Here is a 19,362-nt window from a genome sequence, read left to right on the forward strand (position 1 = left end):
GGTTATGATATACTTTTTAACAGTTTAGTTAAAGTGTTTTGTAGTTTACCTGTAGTTTTAGCAGTTTTAGCTAAATTGTAAATAGAAGGTTGATCATGGCTTGATCAGTGCTTGGATTTGTCGCAGTTTACGGTTATACTCAGCCTTAAGTTAAATCCTAATATCTTCGAGATAAAAATGATTTATCATCCATATAAAAGAATTAAAAATGGAGATTAAAAATATATGAGTTCTATAGAGTTAAAAAATGCAGGTTTAAAAGTTACATTACCTCGTCTAAAAATTTTAGATATCTTAGCTAAGGCTGCTGCGACGCCAGTGTGTCACTTAACGGCAGAAGAGATCTATATGCAATTGAGTAGCTCAGGTGAAGAGGTTGGATTAGCAACTGTTTATCGAGTGTTAACGCAATTTGAGCAAGCAGGGTTAGTAAGACGCCACTTTTTTGATGGTGGTCAATCAATGTTTGAAATTGATGATGGAGATCAGCACGATCACATTATTTGTATTAACTGCGGTCACATTGGTGAGTTCTCTCATGAGAAAATTCATGAAAAACAAGCGCAAATTGCTGCAGAGTTAGGGTATGAGTTAACAGATGCTCGTACTATCTTGCACGGTATCTGTGCGCAATGCAGAGAGAAATAGTATTTCTTCGGCAAGAGTTTACGACTCGACGCTATGCAATTATCTGGATTAGTATTTGGCTAATCCTGGTTTTTGCGACGTGGTTTTCAAGACCATTAATCCCCTTTCAGGAAACGTTGTTTTCAGGAATTGTTTGGGAGATGTATCTTTCCGATAGTTGGCTTTATCCTCATATCAATGGCGTTTATCAACACGCTAACTATCCTCTTAATTATTGGCTTGCACTGATAGTTTGGAAATTCTTTGGTGTTTCTGAGTTTTCGTTACGAGTGTTGGTGAGTTTTTTAAGTTTAAGCACACTATTTTTAACGGCGTGGGCAGCTTACCAGTTGTGGCCTGACCGAAGAAATGTTCGTGCAAATGCGCCCTTAGTATTAATCGGAAGTTTAATGTGGACGGTATTTGCTACTGCAAATATTGAGTATGTCTACTTTACTTTTTATTTAATGTTAACGATTAATTTTTTAATTAGGGTTTGGCGTTTTAAGCAAAATATTTGGTGGGTAGGTTTTACTTTAGGGTTGACGTTGGGGCTTTATTCTTCCGGATTGACATTTTTATTAGTCACGATGCCTATGATATTTCTCTCCCCATATTGGGCAAAATCCCGCTGGAAGGAGATTTATGCCTTTGGCATAATGTCCATCTTAATTGCCTTGGTACTGTTTTTTGTTTGGGCTATATCCGCTTCTTCCTTATTGGGCTTCTCGCTTTTTGATGCTTTAGGTTTTCGATATATTTTGCGTGCCTTTACCTATACGCCGGCAATTTATATCTATTTTCTTAATTTAATTATTATTCTTTTCCCGTGGTTGTTTTGGCTTCGAATTTATAAGTTATATCGTGAGGCTGATAGGGATGAGTCGCTACAATTTGTGGTGATTTGGTTTTTATCATTAGTGGTAGTGCTTGGCGTATTAAGTCTTACATCACTAGATGCATTGCTTCCTATCTATCCTGCTTTTGCGCTGATTATTGCCCGTATCTATCACCAAGGATTTAGCCGTAAAAGGGATGTTGCCCCCATCGTGGTTTTCATGATTACTGTCGGCTTGCTCATGATAATTGTGCCTTATAGCTACGTGTACTTTGAACTTCCTGAGTGGGTTGGGCAGGTATCGCCTTTTTGGGGCGCTGGGCTGATTTTGTTTAGCATTACGTTGTTATTTAATGCCGGAAGTACGCGTATCATGACATTGGCGCTAATGGGGGTTGCATTAACATTGGCGATGAATTTTGGTGTAGTGCGCGTGGCAACAGATTTTTATGATCTAAATCCGGTAGGCGAAAGGCTCTCTTGGTATCAAAATAAAGAGATACCAGTAGGTCATCCTGCAAATTATCGTGGTCATCTTCATTTTGTAGGGCAATTAGAGGCGCCTTTAATTGAAATTGATTCTCGTAGGGATTTAATGCAACTTTTGGCTTTAAATGATCAAGCTAGAATGATTTTGTATGTGGAGGATCATGCGGCATTTGATGGTAAAGGGGTTGTGGAATATTGGCAGCCATTTAGAGGGCGTTATCTTATTATTATGAAAGCGCAGGCTGTGATAGATCTTTTTGATGAGTCAGAAGTTATTTCGCTGGGTGATTTTTTATAGTACGATTTCGTTTGTAAATCATACAGCTCTAGAAATATGAGTTTATTTAATAGGGTTGAATAGTATATACTTTCTACTATTTAAATCATTTCACAATAATGGTTCGTTTATTCAATTAAAATTAATGGAATAAGCGACATAAAATAAATATAAGGATAAGTCTGAACTATGATGCAATTCATCCGTGACCACTCTAATAGCTTGTGGGCAAAAATATTATTAGTAGGGGTTGGTGTTTCTTTAGCGGGAATCGGGGGAACTCAGATTTTTAGTGGCCCTAGTGCTGATACAGTTGCGACAGTTAATGGGGCAAAAGTTTCTCTTCAAGAGGTTGAGGCACAATATCAGCAACTTTTAAATGCCAATGCACAAAATGGTGATGTGACTGAAGAGATTCAAAGACAGTATCGATTGATTGCAAGACAAGATTTAATCCAACGTCGTGCTATGGATAGTCAGATTAAAGAGTGGAAAATCAGAGCATCAGACCGATCTGTAGCTGAAGAGATCGTCTCTATTCCCTCATTCCAAAAAGATGGTGTTTTTGATCAAGAAACATATAAAACAGCACTTTTTTATTCAGGGTATAGCATAGAAGGTTTTGAAGACGCTATCCGCCGAGATGTTGAAGAGCGTATTGTTAGAGAGGCTTTTGTTAATAGTGCTTTTGTCTCAAATAATGAGTTACAAGAACAGATTGCCTTTTTAGGACAAAAACGTGATCTTGAAGTTGCAACCTTTAACTATCTTGATGATTTAGAGAGTGTTGCGGTTTCAGAAAATGAGATTAAGAAGCAATATGAAGAGAATATTGCACAATATAAGACACCTAATTTAGTCAAGTTGCAATATGTTGAGTTAGAGGCAAATGCTTTAAAGGCAGAGGATCAATCTTATAGTGCTGCAGAGATCCAAGAAGAGGCTGATAAGCTTAAAAAGCAAGATGAGCAAAGACTTTCAGAGCAGTTTACTATTGAGTATTCAACGGATTCTGAAAAACAAGAGGCGATGGATATCTTAGCTGATTTAAAAGAGCGTATTGAATCAGGAGCGATGACATTTGATGAGGCGAAAGCTGAGATCGCTCAAATCGATAATGCTTATTACAATCGCAATGGTAACTTTAAATATGGTGCAGCAGGAATTCCTGAATTTGATGATGCGTTATTTGAGCTTACAGAAGAAGCTCCTTTCTCTACGCCATTTTCTACAGGTGGTGAGGTGCATCTAGTGCACTTATTAAATATTAGTACGCCATATAATGATGATGCTGCGCTCTTAGCGGCTGCTGAAAAATCGTTAAAAGAGAATGCTGTTGCAGATCTTTATATGACCAAAGAGGCTAGAATGCAGGAGTTAGCTGAAACATATACAGAGTCATTAGGAGAGATTGCTCAAGATTTAGGTCTTGAGTTAAAAGAGACAGATTGGTTAAATCTTGACTCTCAAGAAGATCTATTAGGTAATGCTTCTGTTTGGGCTGCAGTCAGTGGGTATGATGTTATGGAAAATGGCCGCAATAGCTTACCATTTGCATTTAATGATCAGACAAATCATGCGATGATTGTGCGTATTGCTGATAAAGAAGAGAGTCGCTCTAAATCTTTAGAGGAAAGCTATGAAGAGATTAAGGCGGAGCTTGCAAAAAATCGTGCAAAAGAAGAGACAATGAATCGTGTTAATGCAATGTTAGAAGCAGGTGATACTCAAAATTTCCAAAATGATATTGAGCAATTAGGGTTCTCTTATAATCAATATAATGATTTAGCAATTACATCGGTTGGGCAATTACAAACGAAGCCGGTTGAGCAATATGCGATTTCTAATGGCTTTCAGAAAATTCATCATTTAGAGGACGGAAAGCCGCAATATCTTGTAGAAGATGTGGATGGTTATATTTTTGTTGTGGCTGTTAATAAGATTAATGTTGGCGAGGCTGAGGGCTTTACTGATGAAGATAGAGCCCAGTTGCAAGAATATCTTGATGGGCGTGAAGCTAGCTTTGAGTATCAAGCGTTGATGCAATACTTATTTAATAACAGTAAAATTAAGCTTTATAACAATAGTTTCTTTCAATAATGAATCATTGTTAGGGCTTCAGTAAGTTTTGCTATTTTTGCAGAGTATTAAGGAAGGTTGGTAGGAATATCAACCTTCTTTTTTAATGAGTTAAAATAGGTAGAGAGTGAAGTATAAAGTGATACTGGTCTATTGAGTATCGTGATTTGAATAGAATAGGTTTGTGATGGAAATTATTGAAAACCAATCCTTAAAGGCATTAAATACCTTTGGAGTAGACGTAAAAAGCCGTTTTTTTGTAGAGCTGACTGATGTTAAGACACTATATCAGATCAATAGCTTGCCAAAACCGCATCTTTTTTTAGGTGGGGGGAGTAATATTTTGTTTGTGAATGATTATCCAGGAACGGTTATTCATAATAATTTGCTCGGTGTTTCGATTCTCAAAGAAACTTCGGAATCGGTAGTTGTGAAGGCGATGGGGGGTGAAAACTGGCATCAATTTGTGATCAAGATGAGTGATGCAGGGTTTCATGGATTGGAATATCTTGCCTTAATACCGGGGACCGTTGGTGCAGCGCCTGTACAAAATATTGGGGCTTATGGTGCAGAGGTTAAGCAGTTTATTCAATCAGTTGAGGTATTTGATTGTGAGGCGGAAACAATCTATTCAATTCCTTGTCATGAATGTTGTTTTTCTTACCGAGATAGCCTTTTTAAGCAGGAAAAGGGTCGGTATTTCATTATTTCAGTGACTTTTGAGTTGTTAAAAAAGGTTGCAGCGAAGGTGGAGTATCGTGCATTAGAGCACTACTTTGAGGATCAGGGTAAAGTGCTTGAGGATGTTTCGATGCAAGATATTTTCGAAGGGGTTGTGTCGGTACGTGCGAGCAAGCTCCCAGATCCTAAAGAGATTGGAAACGGGGGAAGTTTTTTCAAAAACCCAATTGTGTCTAAATCAAAAGCGAAAGAGTTGCATGATAAGTATTCAAATTTAGTGATGTACCCACATGATATTGATAAAATTAAACTAGCCGCTGGGCAGTTAATTGAGCTTTCAGGATTGAAAGGGAAATATGTTAATAATGTGGGAATGTATGAGAAGCAAGCGCTTGTGCTGGTAAATTTAGGGGGCGCTACAGGTGGTCAGTTATGGGCTCATGCTCAAAAAGTACAAGAACAAGTCGCCGCAACTTTTGGGGTGATGCTTGAACCTGAACCGTTAATATTATAGTTTGATGATTACTTTAAGGTATAATTCCACTATTCTTAAAAATATATAGGAAGCAGAATGAAAAGAAATTTTAAAAAGATCATGATGTTTGGTTTTTTTGTGGCATTGATGTCATTGTTTCAAGCAAGTTATGCGCAAGAAGATCCGGTGAGTGTGATTAAAAATACTTCCGACCAGCTTTTTAAAACATTAAAAGTAGAAAAAAATAATTTAAAGAGAGATCCATCAAAGGTTTATGGGATTGTTGAAAAGATTCTAGTCCCTCGTTTTGATTTTGGAACGATTTCTCAATGGGTGATGGGGCGTTCATGGCGTGACGCATCACCAATGCAACGTGATGAGTTTACCGCAGAGTTTAAGAAACTCTTAATTAATTCTTATGCGGGAGTATTGTTAGATTATACAGATGAAACATTAACGGTTTTACCGCTTCCACCGAATGCTGCGAAAGGGGATGAAGTGACTGTAAGGTCTGAGATTGTTTCTAAGGATCGACCACCTGTTGCGATTAATTATTCAATGATTAAATCGGGTAATCGTTGGATGGTTTACGACGTTTCTGTAGAAGGAGTTAGTATCGTTGCAAACTATCGATCAGAAATTAGAGAGCTTGTTGCGCGCCAAGGTGTTGAGGGAATGATTGATACCTTAAAGCGTAAAAATAAGCAGTAGTTTATAGGATTGAAGTTAATGCAAAAAGAGGATTATCTTAATATCGATGTTGATACTGGGGCTTATCAGTTACAGGGCTGTTTTGATAAGTTTTCAATTCCTCATCAATGGAAAGTCATAGAGAGCTCTTTTAAAGAGATGGCGCCGGTCGTTATTGATTTAAAAGGGGTCTTAGAATGCGATAGTGCATTGATTGCATTATTAGTAGAGGTAAAGCGTCAATATTTGGATATTGAGATTATAAATGCACCGGAGAACCTTGTGCAGCTACTCGATCTATATCAGGTAAAAACGCTCCTTTTTTAGAGGTGTATAAAAAACTCTCTATTAGTTGACTGGCGAAGATTTGTAGCTATAATACATATCTTCACTTAGCGGGAATAGCTCAGTTGGTAGAGCACAACCTTGCCAAGGTTGGGGTCGCGAGTTCGAGTCTCGTTTCCCGCTCCAATTTAAAAGGCTGGATAGCAAAATGGTTATGCAGCGGATTGCAAATCCGTAGACGCCAGTTCGATTCTGGCTCCAGCCTCCAAATTTTATGGCACCGTTCTATGGTGGCCTGTATTGGTTTCCTAACAATGAACTATTGTAAACCGTGTCAGGTCCGGAAGGAAGCAGCACTAGCAAGACATTCATGTGTTATGGGTCGGCTAATACGGGTCATCTCCATATTTTTAAAATAAGTGATGGCAAAATGACTCAACAAGTTCTCGCACTAAAATGGCGACCTCGAACCTTTAACGAAGTCATTGGTCAGCCACACGTCGTACAAGCACTCTCCAATGGGTTAGATAATGATAGATTGCACCATGCATTTCTATTTACAGGAACCCGTGGAGTAGGTAAGACTACTCTTGCAAGAATCTTTGCAAAATCTCTCAATTGTGAAAAAGGTGTATCCTCAAATCCTTGTGGTGAATGCTCTATTTGCCGAGAAGTTGATGAGGGGCGATTTGTCGATTTAATAGAAATTGACGCAGCTTCTCGTACGCGAGTAGAAGATACTCGAGAGATTTTAGATAATGTTCAATATGCGCCAACCCGTGGACGTTATAAAATTTACCTCATAGATGAAGTTCATATGCTCTCTAATAGTAGCTTTAATGCACTGCTTAAAACATTAGAAGAGCCGCCTAGTCATGTGAAATTTTTATTAGCAACAACAGATCCACAAAAATTGCCGGTGACAGTATTGTCCCGCTGTTTGCGCTTTCAGTTAAAAAGAATCCAAGATCAAGAGATATCAGGTCAGTTAGAAGCAATCTTGACAAGTGAAGGGACTCCATTTGAACTAGATGCTTTGAAGCTAATTGCAAAAGCGGGTGATGGCAGTATGCGTGATGCATTATCACTTTTAGATCAAGCAATCGCCTATTCAGGCCAGAATGTACAATTTAAACCAACGCATGAAATGTTAGGTCTAATTGACACTCAATATCTCAATCGTATCCTTGAAGCATTAGCAACAAAAGAGAGTGCTCAGCTTTTAGTGGCATTGTCATTGCTGAAGTCTCATGGTTTGGATTATTATCGTTTTTTAGAAGATCTGATTGATGCTTTTCATCTATTAACGATGATTCAGCTATCACCTGAAATGGGTGAAAAAGAGAGCCCTGAGATGAATGCGTTAGCGGCAAAATTCTCTCCAGAGGATTTGCAACTCTTCTATCAAATTGCACTGAATGGTCGTAAAGATCTTCATAATCACCCTAATAGTGAGGTTGGTTTTGAGATGACGTTGCTTCGTATGGTACTTTTTGCGCCATCTGCCCCCGTAGGGGTTGTTGAGGCTCAAAAAAAAAGCCCACTAGCAGTTTCTAGTCACTTACAAACCACAACACCTTCAGAGTCAAGATCAACGAACTCTCAGGAAGAGGGTGCTTTGAATAATGATTTAGGAAAAGCAGCCTTAGGTGTCAGTGAAAAAAATGATGAGCCTCGTATTGCCTCAAACACTATCATTACGCCTTCGCCTTCTGTTAATCATTCTTTAGCTATTAATACAGAAGATCCTTTAGTTGAAAGGGAAGAGCATTTTATCGCTGATAAGGTTGATCTTCCTTGGGAAGAAGATGTTAAAGACGCTGTTAATACAACAAATGATAAATCCTTTGTAGAGTCAGAATCTGTAACACCAGAGCCACCTGTTTTTGAAATTACAGAAGCAGAAGACTCCAGGCAAGCTACTGTTAGTGAGTCTTTAGAGGTTAAGCCTTTAGAGATGATGCCTCCTAAAATGGCATCTTCAGAACAAGCGCCTTCTGAGAGTGAGGATTTTGAGAAAGAAACTGCAGCATTGAGTTCAGTGGATTTGGAATTAGATTCAGTAAGTACTGATTCAATGGCAAAAGATTTAGAGGCGAGTGATAATGTACTGAAAAGTATATCAGAGGCTGATAGGGCTCCCTTTGCACATTTTGAGCCTGAAAATGACAACTCAGCATTAGAGAGAGAAATACCAGAAGAGTTTGTTATTTCTGATGAAGCCTCTAATTGGGTAGAGCAGGATCATCCTATTAATTTTAATAATAAGGATATATTGCCTTCTTACTTAGAAGATGCTCAGCCTACCTCTTCATTATTAAATAATAATGAAGAGTGGTTATCACTTGTTGCAGGTTTGACTTTAGAGAGCGTACTATCAGGCATTGCACATAGCTTAGTATTTAAGAGCTTTGATGGGCTGAATTTGGTTTTAGAAAGACCGCTTTCTGTAAAAGACTTTAGGGTTGATGAGGCTGAAATGCGCCTAGCAATGGCGATCTCGGCAAAAATTGGTGTAAAGGTTAATTGCCGCATTGAATATGTAGAAACTTTAGATGTTGAGAATCTACATGAGCGCACAGAGCGGTTAGATGAAGAGCGTTTGCAACAAGCATTAAATAGCTTTAAGCAAGATGAAGTCGTGCAATATATGGAGCAAGAATTAGGGGCCGTATTGTTGACTAAAACATTAAAACCCGTGGATGAAGGATAATTTTTATCAAATGGGGAAATCAAAATTTATAGATAGTAATATTAATAATAGATACTGACGTGATCAGTAAAGTATATTAATATGCTGAGTTTGTTACTATTGGAAATAGAAAAATAAGGAGACCTTATGTTTAAAGGTGGAATTGCTGGCATGATGCAAAAAGCACAGCGCATGCAAAAAGAGATGGAAAAAGCACAAGAAGCATTAGCCGATATTAATGTGATGGGTGAATCTGGTGCAGGTTTAGTAAAAATTGAGATGAGCTGCCGACATGTTGTGCGCTCAATTCGTATTGATGATTCATTAATGTCTGATGATAAAGAGATGTTAGAAGATCTTTTGGGTGCGGCATTCAATGATGCATTAGCAAAAGTTGAAAAAACATCTTCAGAAACAATGGCAGAAGTCACTGGTGGTTTAGGTTTACCTGCAGGAATGAAAATTCCTGGTTTCTAATTGAGGTTTAGCACGTGTACCCAAAATCATTACAAAGCGTGATTGACGCCTTACGTATTTTGCCAGGGGTTGGTCAAAAAACCGCTCTTAGAATGGCGCTTTATCTACTTGAACGTAATCAAGTGGGGGCTCAAAAGATTAGCCAATCCTTATCTCATGCTTTAGAAACTGTGCGTAAATGTTCTCAGTGCCGAAATCTAACAGATGAGGATGTTTGTGATGATTGTAAGGATATGAGTCGTAATGATTCACTTCTTTGTATCGTTGAAAACCCTGTCGATGTCTTTACACTTCGTCAAAGCGTTGAGTATAAGGGACGTTATTTTGTGCTTTTTGGGCGCTTATCTCCTCTTGATGGGATAGGTCCATCTGAACTAGGATTAGATCTTTTGGAATCTCGTTTTGCCAAAGGGGAGATTAAAGAGATTATTCTAGCGACAAATACAACGGTTGAAGGGGAAGCGACAGCTCACTATATTTCAGAGATTGCAAAGCAGTATGAAATTGAAGTAAGTCGTATTGCACACGGTGTTCCTTTGGGGGGAGAGCTTGAATATCTCGATAGTGGAACACTCTCACATGCTTTTGCATCACGTAAGAGTTATTAGGAGGTTTTATGAGTACAATTTTTAGTAAAATTATCCAAAAAGAGATTCCGGCAAAGATTGTTTATGAGGATGATGAAGTATTAGCTTTTGAAGATATCTCTCCTCAAGCGCCCGTTCATATTTTAATTATCCCTAAAAAGGAGATCCCAACTCTCAATCATCTTCAAGCAGAGGATGCTGTATTGATGGGGAAACTTTTTTTAGTGGCGCAAAAAATTGCGAAAGAGCAAGGTTTTGCAGAGCAGGGATACCGTACAGTTTTTAACTGTAACGAAGATGGTGGACAAACGGTGGATCATATCCATCTTCATCTTTTAGCAGGAAGAAGTCTAACATGGCCGCCGGGTTAGGGCCTTGTATAAGGTTATGAAAAGATTTTAAAAAGCTACTCTAAGGGGTGGCTTTTTTATTTCCAGCTGAGTAAGCATGATAAAAAAAACTTATCTCTCTGATTTATAAAATTTATTGATATAGTTTTTTTTATTGTAAATTTAAATTTGCAAGTACATAGAACTTATATTTGATCTATGTAAATTTATAGCGGAATAAGTAATTTTCCTACTATTTTTCATATCTTTTATCCCCTATGATGAGGTTAATAGGAAGTTGATTCACCCTGTTAAATGGAAATAAGGAGTCATTGCATGACTATGATGAAAAAGAGCAGAAAAAAATTATTCACTATTGGTATTTTAGCAGCAGCAGTGTTGACAGGATTTGCAGCAAATGCGGCGACTGATAAAGATAATGGTTCAGTAAGGGGTGAGATCATCATTCCACTGGTTCAGGAAGTTACAGTTGACCCTAAGAAAGCAGAGTTAGGGAAAAAGTTGTGGTTTGATCCAAGACTTTCTAAATCAGGATTTATTTCATGTAACTCATGTCATAACCTGAGCATGGGGGGATCTGATAACTTACCTACTTCAATTGGTCACAAATGGCAAGAAGGTCCGATTAACTCTCCGACAGTTTTAAACTCTAGTTTAAACTTCGTTCAGTTCTGGGATGGTCGTGCCAATACACTAAAAGAACAAGCGGGCGGGCCTATTGAAAATCCAAAAGAGATGGCGTCTGATCACGATTTAGTTGTGAACGTGGTTGCTTCAATCCCAGGCTATGTTGAAGAATTTAAAGAAGTTTATGGTGATGCAGATGTTAACATTGACCGTATTACAGATGCCATTGCTGTTTTTGAAGAGACTTTAATTACCCCAAATTCTCGTTTCGATCAGTGGTTACGTGGAGATGATAATGCGATAACAGCTAAAGAGCTAGAAGGTTATGAGCTCTTTAGAAATAGTGGATGTGTGGCATGTCACTATGGCGAGGGAATTGGTGGGTCAAGCTTCCAAAAAATGGGGTTACTTGAAGAGTATAAAACAGAGAACTTAGCAAAAGGATTAGCAGATTTTACAGGTAAAGATAGCGACAACATGTTCTTTAAAGTACCGACACTTCGTAACGTTGTTTTAACCTATCCGTACTTCCATGATGGTCAAGTCAATACTTTAGAAGAAGCGACACAAATTATGGGGAAATTACAATTAGGTAAGAAATTTACTGATGAGGAAGTAGAAAAAATTGTTGCTTTCTACGGTACCTTAACAGGAGATCAACCACAATTGATGATGCCTATCCTTCCTCCTTCAAATAATGATACACCATTACCAAAGCCTTTTAGTGAAGAGTAATGGATTAAATAAGGATTGATAGATACGAGAAAGCGCCTTAGATAGGCGCTTTTTTTATGGGATTTAAAATATAATGAAATCAAGTTTAAAAGAGATTGAATCAAATTGCCGGTGCATCGCAAGAATCGTTCTATCCGGCATCGCACAAGCTGATTTGATTTATCTGCTGTACTGTTTTGCTTTTAAAGTAGCTTTTTTAAACAGAATAGGACTATCAATACTGTTTCTTAAACCGAAGGGACTATATTTAATGCGAAATAGGCACATCAGGTTGTTGAATCTGCTGCTCTGCGAGATCTTTGATGCTATGCCTTTGATCTTCAGAGATTAATTTTGCATTCCATTCAACTCTGCCCACAAATTTTTTCTGGCGGTGAGCACACTCTTTTAGTGGGCATATTTCACAGGAAAAAGGTTTGCAGTCATCGGTGTGAATGTACATTTCATGTTTTTCACCAAATTTCTGTTTTAGGACGTTTTTCATCTTATCAAGCTCAGTATGGGCTTCTCGCATATTGAGATACCAAGGCAGGGTTAAATGTGCATCAAGATGAACATGGTTACCATATTTTATAAATCTTACTTTATGAAGGTCGACCCAATATGGCGATCGATTTTCATTAATGACTTCAGTAAATTCCTCAATAAGATCTTCATCTGCCTCATCCATAATGCCGGCAATAGATTCTCTCATGATCTTAATTCCCGAATAGATGATAATCCCACCAAAGAGTAGCGCAATTGCTGAGTCAAGCCATTGCCATCCTGTTGCCCAGACTAATATTAAACCAAGGATAATCCCCACCGTTGAGTAGGTATCTGAGTGGAGATGCTGTCCTCCGGCAACAAGAGGGAGAACATTATATTTTCTGCCACGGCGAATAGCATAAAAACCAACGATATAATTAATCACTGCAGTTAACGCAATTAAGATTAATCCAGAGCCAAGACTAGTTAATTCGCCATTATTGTCAATCAGTCTGCTAATTCCTTCGTAGATGATAATAACGCCGGCAACTAGAATTAATGTTCCTTCTACACTTGCTGAAACAAATTCAATTTTCCCATGTCCATGAGGATGGTTATGATCTTTAGGTTTTGCTGATAGATAGAGGCTAAATAGGGTAAATGCACCCGCAAGCATATTGGTAATACTTTCTAGAGCATCTGTTAAAATCGCAACTGATGAAGTGATATACCATGCTGCAAATTTCATTAAGAACAATAGGACTGCAACTAAAAAAATAATTTTTTGGAAATTATAGTTAGCGCGGTCATCTTTATTCATCATGGAATGTCTCCCGTTAATAATAATGACTATTCAATACGGCTATAAACAACTTGGTCAACAAAATCTCCTCGAAGATTTTTAGAGTGACGAATAACGCCCTCTTTAGTCATCCCAATTTTTTCCATAACACGTCCAGATGCAGGATTAGCCGCTGAAAATTTAGCCCAAAGTCGCTCAATTTTAAGATCCTTGAAAGCAAGATCAAGTAGCTTCTTTGCAGCTTCAGGAGCATAACCATTTCCCCAATATTTTTTGTTAATAGCATAGGCAAGCTCAGCTGATTTTTCACCTTCATTGATACGAAGATCACAGGTTCCGATCATTTTGCCATTTTCTTTAAGTTCAATAGCAAAGTTTCCAAGAGGTGCTGCCATAAAAAGATTTGCAATAACCCAATTAGTCTCTTCAATAGATTGATGGGTTGGGAAGGTATGAATAGTATTTTCAAGATCACTTGCATATTCAAAGAGATCTTCAGCATCTTCTAAGGTGATAGGACGAAGTACTAAGCGTTCAGTCTCAAGGATACGATGTTTAGCTAATTGATATAACATGATGGAAACTCTCTATTTTATGATAAAAGTGTCGGTAAGAACCTTATCAATGATTCTATTAATAGTGCATTTACACTCCTAATAGGATGATTGATGATGAAGATACAAAAAGCACCTATTAAATTTACTATCCCGCTCGAAGCGACCTGACATATTACCATTTTTCATTTTAAATGTACTTTTGAAGTTTTTATTAAGCAAAAAAAGCCCTATGAATAAGGATATCCATAGGGTTTAGTTTTTGTCTTTAAAGTCTTAAAGCGAAGGCATATTTGCTAATACTTTAAAAGTGAAAGGGGAGTTATCGCATTTCACTGACAATTTTATCAATATCAAAACCTAAAGCTTTAGCGACGCCTTTTCCATAATCAGGGTGCGCTTTGTAGCAATGAGTAATATGGCGAATTTTAATATGATCTTCACTATCTCCCATATTACGAGCTGTATTATCAAATAAGCGTTGTTTTTCTTCATCATTCATGAGCATAAAAAGCTTACCAGGTTGCTCAAAATAATGATCATCATCCTCACGGAAATCCCAACGGCTTGCAGGACCAATCAGATCTAAGGCAGGTTCATCAAGATGTTTTTGATCTTGCCATTGACCATAGCTATTAGGTTCATAAGCAATCGTACTGCCTTGGTTGCCATCAACTCGCATTGCGCCATCTCTATGGAAGCTGTGAACAGGGCATTTTGGTGAGTTTACAGGGATTTGATGATGATTAACACCTAAGCGGTAGCGCTGCGCATCACCATAAGAAAAGAGACGACCTTGCAGCATTCTATCTGGTGAAAATCCAATACCAGGAACGATATGCGCTGGATTAAATGCCGCTTGCTCTACATCTTGGAAGTAGTTGTTAGGATTACGATTCAGCTCAAATGTCCCAACAGGAATTAATGGGAAATCTTTTTTATACCAAACTTTTGTAAGGTCAAATGGGTTGTATGGCATATTTTCAGCTTCTTCAAGCGTCATAATCTGAATGAACATATCCCACTTTGGAAAATTTCCTGCTTCAATCGCGTTATAAAGATCACGTTGGCTTGCTTCACGATCTTTACCAATAATGGCTTCAGATTCAGCATCTGTTAGATTTTCAATACCTTGCTGTGAGACTAAATGGAACTTCACCCAAAAGCGCTCTTGCTTGTCATTGATAAAGCTAAAGGTGTGACTACCAAAGCCATGCATATGGCGATAAGATTTTGGAATTCCTCGGTCACTCATCGTAATTGTCACTTGATGGAGGGCTTCAGGTAAGCCTGTCCAAAAATCCCAGTTAGTATTGGGTGAGCGCATATTGGTACGTGGATCTCTTTTTACTGCGTGATTTAAGTCTGGGAATTTAAGAGGATCACGGAAGAAAAAGACAGGGGTATTATTCCCTACAAGATCCCAGTTACCTTCTTCTGTATAAAAACGCATTGCAAAGCCACGAATATCTCGCTCTGTATCAGCGCCACCTCGCTCACCAGCAACGGTTGAGAAGCGAACGAACATTTCGGTTTCTTTACCAATTTCTGAGAAGATTTTCGCAGAAGTATATTTAGTAATATCGTGAGTTACGGTAAATTTTCCAAAAGCACCAGATCCTTTAGCGTGCATTCGGCGCTCAGGAATGACTTCACGGTCAAAGTGAGCGAGTTTTTCTAAGAACCAAACATCCTGTAATAACATGGGGCCGCGACGACCTGCTGTAAGGGAGTCTTGGTTGTTAGCAACAGGCGCGCCCGCTGCTGTTGTAAAATATTTTTTAGTCGTAGTCATAAATTGATCGCTCCTTTATGAGTTTTATTGGAATATCTAATAGGAATGATGCCATGGTAGGGAAGAAAAGCTGATTTATGAAATGAATAAAATTGATCTAGTTAATAGATATCTATAAAAAGAGAGATATTTAAAAAATTTATAATCATCCTTTGCTATAATTAAGGGTATGAATAAATTGAATTTGATGAAACGACTATTATGGCTAGTGATTGCAATGTTTCTATTGCAACCTGTTTTTTCATCTATCCAAATTCAAGATCATTTTTCCCATATGCCATCATCGCATCAGTCATTGGGGGGATCTCACTCTCAAGATGCGCTAGAAATAGAGATGAGTTTTTCGCAGAGTGTGGGTAATCACCAAGATGGTTTATCTGCTTCTGATGGGATGGATGTATTCATCGATTGCTGTCAAGGCGCGGATATGAGTTTTTGCCTGATGGGATGTTATTTTATTTTCTCTGAAAGTATCCCGCCCATCATAGATTTTAAGGCGATCTCACCAGTAATATCCTCTGTTTTCTGGGATTCATATTTTATAAGTGCTGAAAATCCGCCTCCTAGGATTATTCTTTAAATTTTTAAAGGACTGCTATTAAGGTAGCGGGGATTTAAAAATTACTTCATATCAAAAATATCAAACATTTTCACGAGTTTAAGGATTACTTATAGCGTAGTAATCAGACTTTCGTGGAATTTACTGTTTTCGGCTTATTTGAATCAATCAATAAATAAGCCATGAAGGAGATAATTTTATGAAAAATAGCAAACAAAATATGAAAGCCCGTCGTCAGTTTTTAATTAAAGGATCGGCGGCTTTAGGGGCATTATCTATCTCCCCTTTACTAGGGCAAGGAATGATGGGAATGCATCATGGCAATAGAGAGATGGGGGCGATGGATCATGGCTCTATGATGGGATCTATGGATCATGGAATGATGAAAGAGATGGGTGTTCCGCCGATGGTAAAAGAGGGCTATCAGTTAGGGCTTAATCAATTAACGATTAAAGATATTGAGATGATGCAAAAAGCTAATCTCAATTTGATGCCGGTAACGATGATGCCATCGGGAAATTTATTACCGGAGTTATCCTTATTAAAAAATGAGACTCAAGAAGTCGGTCAATTTAAAGGAACTTTGCGAGTTCAAGCCGTTAAAGCCTCATTAGTTCCCGGAACAGAAACTAGTTTTTGGGGATATAACGGTATGTTGCCCGGGCCTCAAATTGTGGTGTATGAAGGTGATACGGTGACTATTGATGTGATCAATGAGCTAGATGAAGAGACGACGGTGCATTGGCATGGACTTTTAGTGCCAGCATCAGAAGATGGTAACCCGCAAGATGCTATCAAGCCTAAAGGGAAAAGAACTTACAGTTTTAAAATCCCTCAAAACTCAGCAGGAACTTACTGGTATCATCCGCATGGACACGGAACGGTATCAAAGCAAGTCTTTATGGGATTAGCAGGAACATTTATTGTGAAGAAGCGGGAAGATCTCTTTGCTGATCTTCCTGAAAAGCATCTTTTGATTTCAGATCTAAAGTTACATGAAGATGGTACGATTGCAGAAAACTCCTTTTTTGATTGGATGAATGGGCGAGAAGGGCAGTTTACACTTATTAATGGGGCTTTAGAACCTGTGATTGAAGTGGAGGGAGCGACACGTTTTAGAGTTTGGAATGCGTGTTCCGCAAGATATCTCTATTTGGATTTAGGTTTTGCAGATGTCTATCTTATTGCCACAGACGGGGGATATATAGAATCCCCTCAAAAATTGGATAATATTTTGTTATCTCCAGGTGAGCGAATAGAGGTTGTAGTGATCCCTACAAGAACGGGAAGTGCTAAGCTAAGTAATTTAAGCTATAACCGTCAGAAGATGGGACCTGTATCTGTATCACCTACCTATAATTTAGCCACGATAAAGATGAAGAAACAGAGCGGTTATCAGATGCCATCATCAATTAATTCTTTGCCAAAGTATGGAGAACCCACAAAATCACATTCCATAGAATACACAGAGGTCATGAATCATAATCAACTACTGTTTTTAGTCAATGGCAAGATGCATTCTCTAGATCGTATTGATGAAGTTGTTTCAAAGGATTCGATAGAAGAGTGGATCGTTTTTAATAATTCTCATATGGATCATAACTTCCATATTCATGGAACGCAGTTTTACGTTATTGAGAAAGAGGTGAATGGTGTCGTGACGCCTGCAGCTTATAAGGCATTTAAAGATACTATCAATCTTAAACCTTACGAGAGAGTAAGACTCCTTATGAAGCAAGACTATAAAGGGCTTCGAATGTACCATTGTCATATTTTAGAGCATGAAACACTTGGGATGATGGGGCAATTAGAAAGCATAATATAATCATCTTGATAGGTATCAGTATTAATCAAAATTATCAATTATATTAAAAAAATAAATGATATTATGTCGGGGTTGTTATATATTTTCATTTCGATTATTTTTTAAGTAAGATAATCGTTATTGAAAATATGCGCATATCTGTGGCATGAGTCATTATTTTATTAATGTGAAATAAGAAAGGCGTAAGGTTACATTATATGTATAGTAGATCTATAAGAGATTTGTTATTTAATTTGTATTGATGGGATTCAATTGGACTATATGAAAAAAATTTTAATAGTAAGTGTTACCGCTCTCTTCCTGACGGCTTGTGTTGCTATGGATAAGAATGTCGCGATTGTTAGATTACAGGGTGCTACTGCAAATATGTTGCAGCTCGGTTCATCAGATGAAATCACGATTTCTCGTGTAAAAGTTGGCGAGCCTGATGCATTGCAAAATCAATCTGTGGAGTATCGTGCAACAACAGCTAGAGGTCGCGTTTTAGACTGCAATGCCTCATTAATGGCTGGTACAATTCTCAGTGAACCATCGGTAACTTCCCCAAAATGTGTGCCAGTGAATGTACATAAATAATTTAATCTAAAAACTTTAACTATATAAAAGCCTCAATATTTTATTCAAATGTTGAGGCTTTTATGATTAAAGTATTTGTATACAATGCCGGCATGCAAGCAGGTTACTTCGGGATATTAACTCCGGCAATCGCTCAGCTAGTGATCAAAGCCAGCTCAAATTGTAAAAGATTCCCGTAAAAGTGACTAATCGTAGAGCAGTAGCAAAGTTATCTCTATGTGATTTGGTTGAGTATAAGGGGCTTTTCTAATTTCTCTTTAGTCTTTTCTAATCCTTATTCAATCTTTTTTCTAAAAAACTGGCGCGATTCTTGAGAAATAAAATCCCATCTAAACAGTCGTTTAAGAAAAAAATAGATCGTTGATCAAAACTCATGCAGAAATTGACTTGCCAAAATCAAAATAAAGCGTAAGATACACCTCTCATTCAGACGGCAACGTTGAAGATGATTCGGAAGAAGTGGTTTGCTAGTTAATCTTTTTAGCTCTTAAATAACTTCTCTCTTTTAAGTTTAAGTTCAGTTTTTGGTTTGTTTTTGAAAATTGAATCGGTGCTTAAAAAGAGGTCAAAAATAAAATTGACTTGGATAAATCTTCTGGTAATATAGTTCGTCTGCTCAGGGCGGTGACGATCTCACCGGGCAGTAATCGAGACGATTACAACGCTTAGTTTGACTCCCTGAAGTTCTTTAACAATTTAATCTTAAGTAAGTTTGTATGGGGGCTTGTATGTTTTTGCGATAGCAAAAAATATAAGTCTAACCACGAACAATTCCAGCAACTATTTTTTTATAATGGGAATAGTAGCAGTAATTGAGTATGAATGGTTAGATCGAAAGATTTAAACATTATAAGGATTTAAACTGAAGAGTTTG

General features: G+C 37.8%; 17 protein-coding genes, 2 tRNA genes, 1 rRNA gene and 1 other RNA gene (1 of these 21 running past the window's edge). 18 read left to right on the plus strand and 3 right to left on the minus strand.

Annotated features, from left to right (window positions below):
* Positions 1-225 precede the first annotated feature (225 nt).
* From fur to MMG00_RS02175, 14 genes are all read left to right on the plus strand, one after another.
* On the plus strand, positions 226-648 hold the full coding sequence (gene fur / locus MMG00_RS02110; protein ID WP_242150722.1) for a ferric iron uptake transcriptional regulator: 423 nt from the start codon (positions 226-228) through the stop codon (positions 646-648).
* Positions 633-2,252, plus strand: coding sequence for an ArnT family glycosyltransferase (locus tag MMG00_RS02115; RefSeq protein ID WP_242150725.1), 1,620 nt, complete (start codon positions 633-635; stop codon positions 2,250-2,252). Before fur ends, MMG00_RS02115 begins: the two co-directional genes overlap by 16 nt.
* 168 nt (positions 2,253-2,420) lie before the next feature.
* Positions 2,421-4,331, plus strand: a complete 1,911-nt coding sequence (locus MMG00_RS02120) for a peptidylprolyl isomerase (protein WP_242150728.1) — start codon at positions 2,421-2,423, stop codon at positions 4,329-4,331.
* A gap of 166 nt (positions 4,332-4,497) precedes the next feature.
* Positions 4,498-5,505 carry a UDP-N-acetylmuramate dehydrogenase gene (gene murB, locus MMG00_RS02125; protein WP_242150731.1) on the plus strand — a complete coding sequence of 336 codons (1,008 nt, stop codon included), beginning with the start codon at positions 4,498-4,500 and terminating at the stop codon, positions 5,503-5,505.
* Between the two features lie 57 nt (positions 5,506-5,562).
* The gene (locus MMG00_RS02130; protein WP_242150734.1) at positions 5,563-6,177 is read left to right on the plus strand and encodes an MlaC/ttg2D family ABC transporter substrate-binding protein; all 615 of its coding nucleotides are present in this window, start codon (positions 5,563-5,565) and stop codon (positions 6,175-6,177) included.
* A gap of 18 nt (positions 6,178-6,195) precedes the next feature.
* Entirely contained in the window at positions 6,196-6,483 is a 288-nt protein-coding gene (locus tag MMG00_RS02135; RefSeq protein ID WP_242150736.1) for an STAS domain-containing protein, read from the plus strand.
* Between the two features lie 68 nt (positions 6,484-6,551).
* Positions 6,552-6,627, plus strand: a tRNA-Gly gene (locus MMG00_RS02140).
* Between the two features lie 8 nt (positions 6,628-6,635).
* Positions 6,636-6,709, plus strand: a tRNA-Cys gene (locus tag MMG00_RS02145).
* A gap of 30 nt (positions 6,710-6,739) precedes the next feature.
* Positions 6,740-6,836: signal recognition particle sRNA small type (ffs, locus tag MMG00_RS02150), an RNA gene on the plus strand.
* Positions 6,837-6,871: 35 nt separating this feature from the next.
* Positions 6,872-9,154 carry a DNA polymerase III subunit gamma/tau gene (dnaX, locus tag MMG00_RS02155; RefSeq protein WP_242150739.1) on the plus strand — a complete coding sequence of 761 codons (2,283 nt, stop codon included), beginning with the start codon at positions 6,872-6,874 and terminating at the stop codon, positions 9,152-9,154.
* A gap of 126 nt (positions 9,155-9,280) precedes the next feature.
* Positions 9,281-9,610, plus strand: a complete 330-nt coding sequence (locus MMG00_RS02160) for a YbaB/EbfC family nucleoid-associated protein (RefSeq protein ID WP_242150742.1) — start codon at positions 9,281-9,283, stop codon at positions 9,608-9,610.
* Positions 9,611-9,624: 14 nt separating this feature from the next.
* A complete protein-coding gene (gene recR, locus MMG00_RS02165) occupies positions 9,625-10,218 on the plus strand; it encodes a recombination mediator RecR (RefSeq protein WP_242150745.1) in 594 nt (197 codons plus the stop codon).
* Between the two features lie 8 nt (positions 10,219-10,226).
* Positions 10,227-10,568 carry a histidine triad nucleotide-binding protein gene (locus MMG00_RS02170; RefSeq protein WP_242150748.1) on the plus strand — a complete coding sequence of 114 codons (342 nt, stop codon included), beginning with the start codon at positions 10,227-10,229 and terminating at the stop codon, positions 10,566-10,568.
* Between the two features lie 303 nt (positions 10,569-10,871).
* Positions 10,872-11,909 (plus strand): cytochrome-c peroxidase, encoded by a 1,038-nt coding sequence (locus MMG00_RS02175; RefSeq protein WP_242153234.1) that lies wholly within the window; start codon positions 10,872-10,874, stop codon positions 11,907-11,909.
* Between the two features lie 247 nt (positions 11,910-12,156).
* Here MMG00_RS02175 and MMG00_RS02180 read toward each other — a convergent pair whose 3' ends face one another.
* From MMG00_RS02180 to MMG00_RS02190, 3 genes are all read right to left on the minus strand, one after another.
* On the minus strand, positions 12,157-13,200 hold the full coding sequence (locus tag MMG00_RS02180) for a cation diffusion facilitator family transporter (RefSeq protein WP_242150751.1): 1,044 nt from the start codon (positions 13,198-13,200) through the stop codon (positions 12,157-12,159).
* Positions 13,201-13,226: 26 nt separating this feature from the next.
* Entirely contained in the window at positions 13,227-13,754 is a 528-nt protein-coding gene (locus tag MMG00_RS02185) for a GNAT family N-acetyltransferase (RefSeq protein ID WP_242150754.1), read from the minus strand.
* 301 nt (positions 13,755-14,055) lie between these two features.
* Positions 14,056-15,528 carry a catalase gene (locus MMG00_RS02190; RefSeq protein WP_242150757.1) on the minus strand — a complete coding sequence of 491 codons (1,473 nt, stop codon included), beginning with the start codon at positions 15,526-15,528 and terminating at the stop codon, positions 14,056-14,058.
* 169 nt (positions 15,529-15,697) lie between these two features.
* Here MMG00_RS02190 and MMG00_RS02195 point away from each other — a divergent pair, with 169 nt between their 5' ends.
* The 4 genes from MMG00_RS02195 to MMG00_RS02210 all read left to right on the plus strand — a co-directional run.
* Complete coding sequence (locus MMG00_RS02195; RefSeq protein ID WP_242150760.1) at positions 15,698-16,108, plus strand: hypothetical protein; 411 nt, start codon at positions 15,698-15,700, stop codon at positions 16,106-16,108.
* Positions 16,109-16,286: 178 nt separating this feature from the next.
* Positions 16,287-17,912, plus strand: a complete 1,626-nt coding sequence (locus tag MMG00_RS02200) for a multicopper oxidase family protein (RefSeq protein WP_242150762.1) — start codon at positions 16,287-16,289, stop codon at positions 17,910-17,912.
* Between the two features lie 318 nt (positions 17,913-18,230).
* Complete coding sequence (locus MMG00_RS02205; protein ID WP_242150765.1) at positions 18,231-18,488, plus strand: hypothetical protein; 258 nt, start codon at positions 18,231-18,233, stop codon at positions 18,486-18,488.
* An 859-nt stretch (positions 18,489-19,347) separates the two neighbouring features.
* A 16S ribosomal RNA gene (locus MMG00_RS02210) occupies positions 19,348-19,362 on the plus strand (it continues 1,525 nt past the right edge of the window).

This window comes from Ignatzschineria rhizosphaerae, assembly GCF_022655595.1.
GTDB lineage: Bacteria > Pseudomonadota > Gammaproteobacteria > Cardiobacteriales > Wohlfahrtiimonadaceae > Ignatzschineria > Ignatzschineria rhizosphaerae.

What these genes read in the sequence shown, in the direction of transcription:
- MMG00_RS02205 (WP_242150765.1), top strand. Translation starts at nt 18,231, where the DNA reads ATGGATAAGAATGTCGCGATTGTTAGATTACAGGGTGCTACTGCAAAT.
- dnaX (WP_242150739.1), top strand. Translation starts at nt 6,872, where the DNA reads ATGACTCAACAAGTTCTCGCACTAAAATGGCGACCTCGAACCTTTAAC.
- MMG00_RS02200 (WP_242150762.1), top strand. Translation starts at nt 16,287, where the DNA reads ATGAAAAATAGCAAACAAAATATGAAAGCCCGTCGTCAGTTTTTAATT.
- MMG00_RS02115 (WP_242150725.1), top strand. Translation starts at nt 633, where the DNA reads ATGCAGAGAGAAATAGTATTTCTTCGGCAAGAGTTTACGACTCGACGC.
- fur (WP_242150722.1), top strand. Translation starts at nt 226, where the DNA reads ATGAGTTCTATAGAGTTAAAAAATGCAGGTTTAAAAGTTACATTACCT.
- MMG00_RS02180 (WP_242150751.1), bottom strand. Translation starts at nt 13,200, where the DNA reads ATGATGAATAAAGATGACCGCGCTAACTATAATTTCCAAAAAATTATT.
- MMG00_RS02130 (WP_242150734.1), top strand. Translation starts at nt 5,563, where the DNA reads ATGAAAAGAAATTTTAAAAAGATCATGATGTTTGGTTTTTTTGTGGCA.
- MMG00_RS02135 (WP_242150736.1), top strand. Translation starts at nt 6,196, where the DNA reads ATGCAAAAAGAGGATTATCTTAATATCGATGTTGATACTGGGGCTTAT.
- MMG00_RS02120 (WP_242150728.1), top strand. Translation starts at nt 2,421, where the DNA reads ATGATGCAATTCATCCGTGACCACTCTAATAGCTTGTGGGCAAAAATA.
- MMG00_RS02160 (WP_242150742.1), top strand. Translation starts at nt 9,281, where the DNA reads ATGTTTAAAGGTGGAATTGCTGGCATGATGCAAAAAGCACAGCGCATG.
- murB (WP_242150731.1), top strand. Translation starts at nt 4,498, where the DNA reads ATGGAAATTATTGAAAACCAATCCTTAAAGGCATTAAATACCTTTGGA.
- MMG00_RS02170 (WP_242150748.1), top strand. Translation starts at nt 10,227, where the DNA reads ATGAGTACAATTTTTAGTAAAATTATCCAAAAAGAGATTCCGGCAAAG.
- MMG00_RS02195 (WP_242150760.1), top strand. Translation starts at nt 15,698, where the DNA reads ATGAATAAATTGAATTTGATGAAACGACTATTATGGCTAGTGATTGCA.
- MMG00_RS02185 (WP_242150754.1), bottom strand. Translation starts at nt 13,754, where the DNA reads ATGTTATATCAATTAGCTAAACATCGTATCCTTGAGACTGAACGCTTA.
- MMG00_RS02175 (WP_242153234.1), top strand. Translation starts at nt 10,872, where the DNA reads ATGAAAAAGAGCAGAAAAAAATTATTCACTATTGGTATTTTAGCAGCA.
- MMG00_RS02190 (WP_242150757.1), bottom strand. Translation starts at nt 15,528, where the DNA reads ATGACTACGACTAAAAAATATTTTACAACAGCAGCGGGCGCGCCTGTT.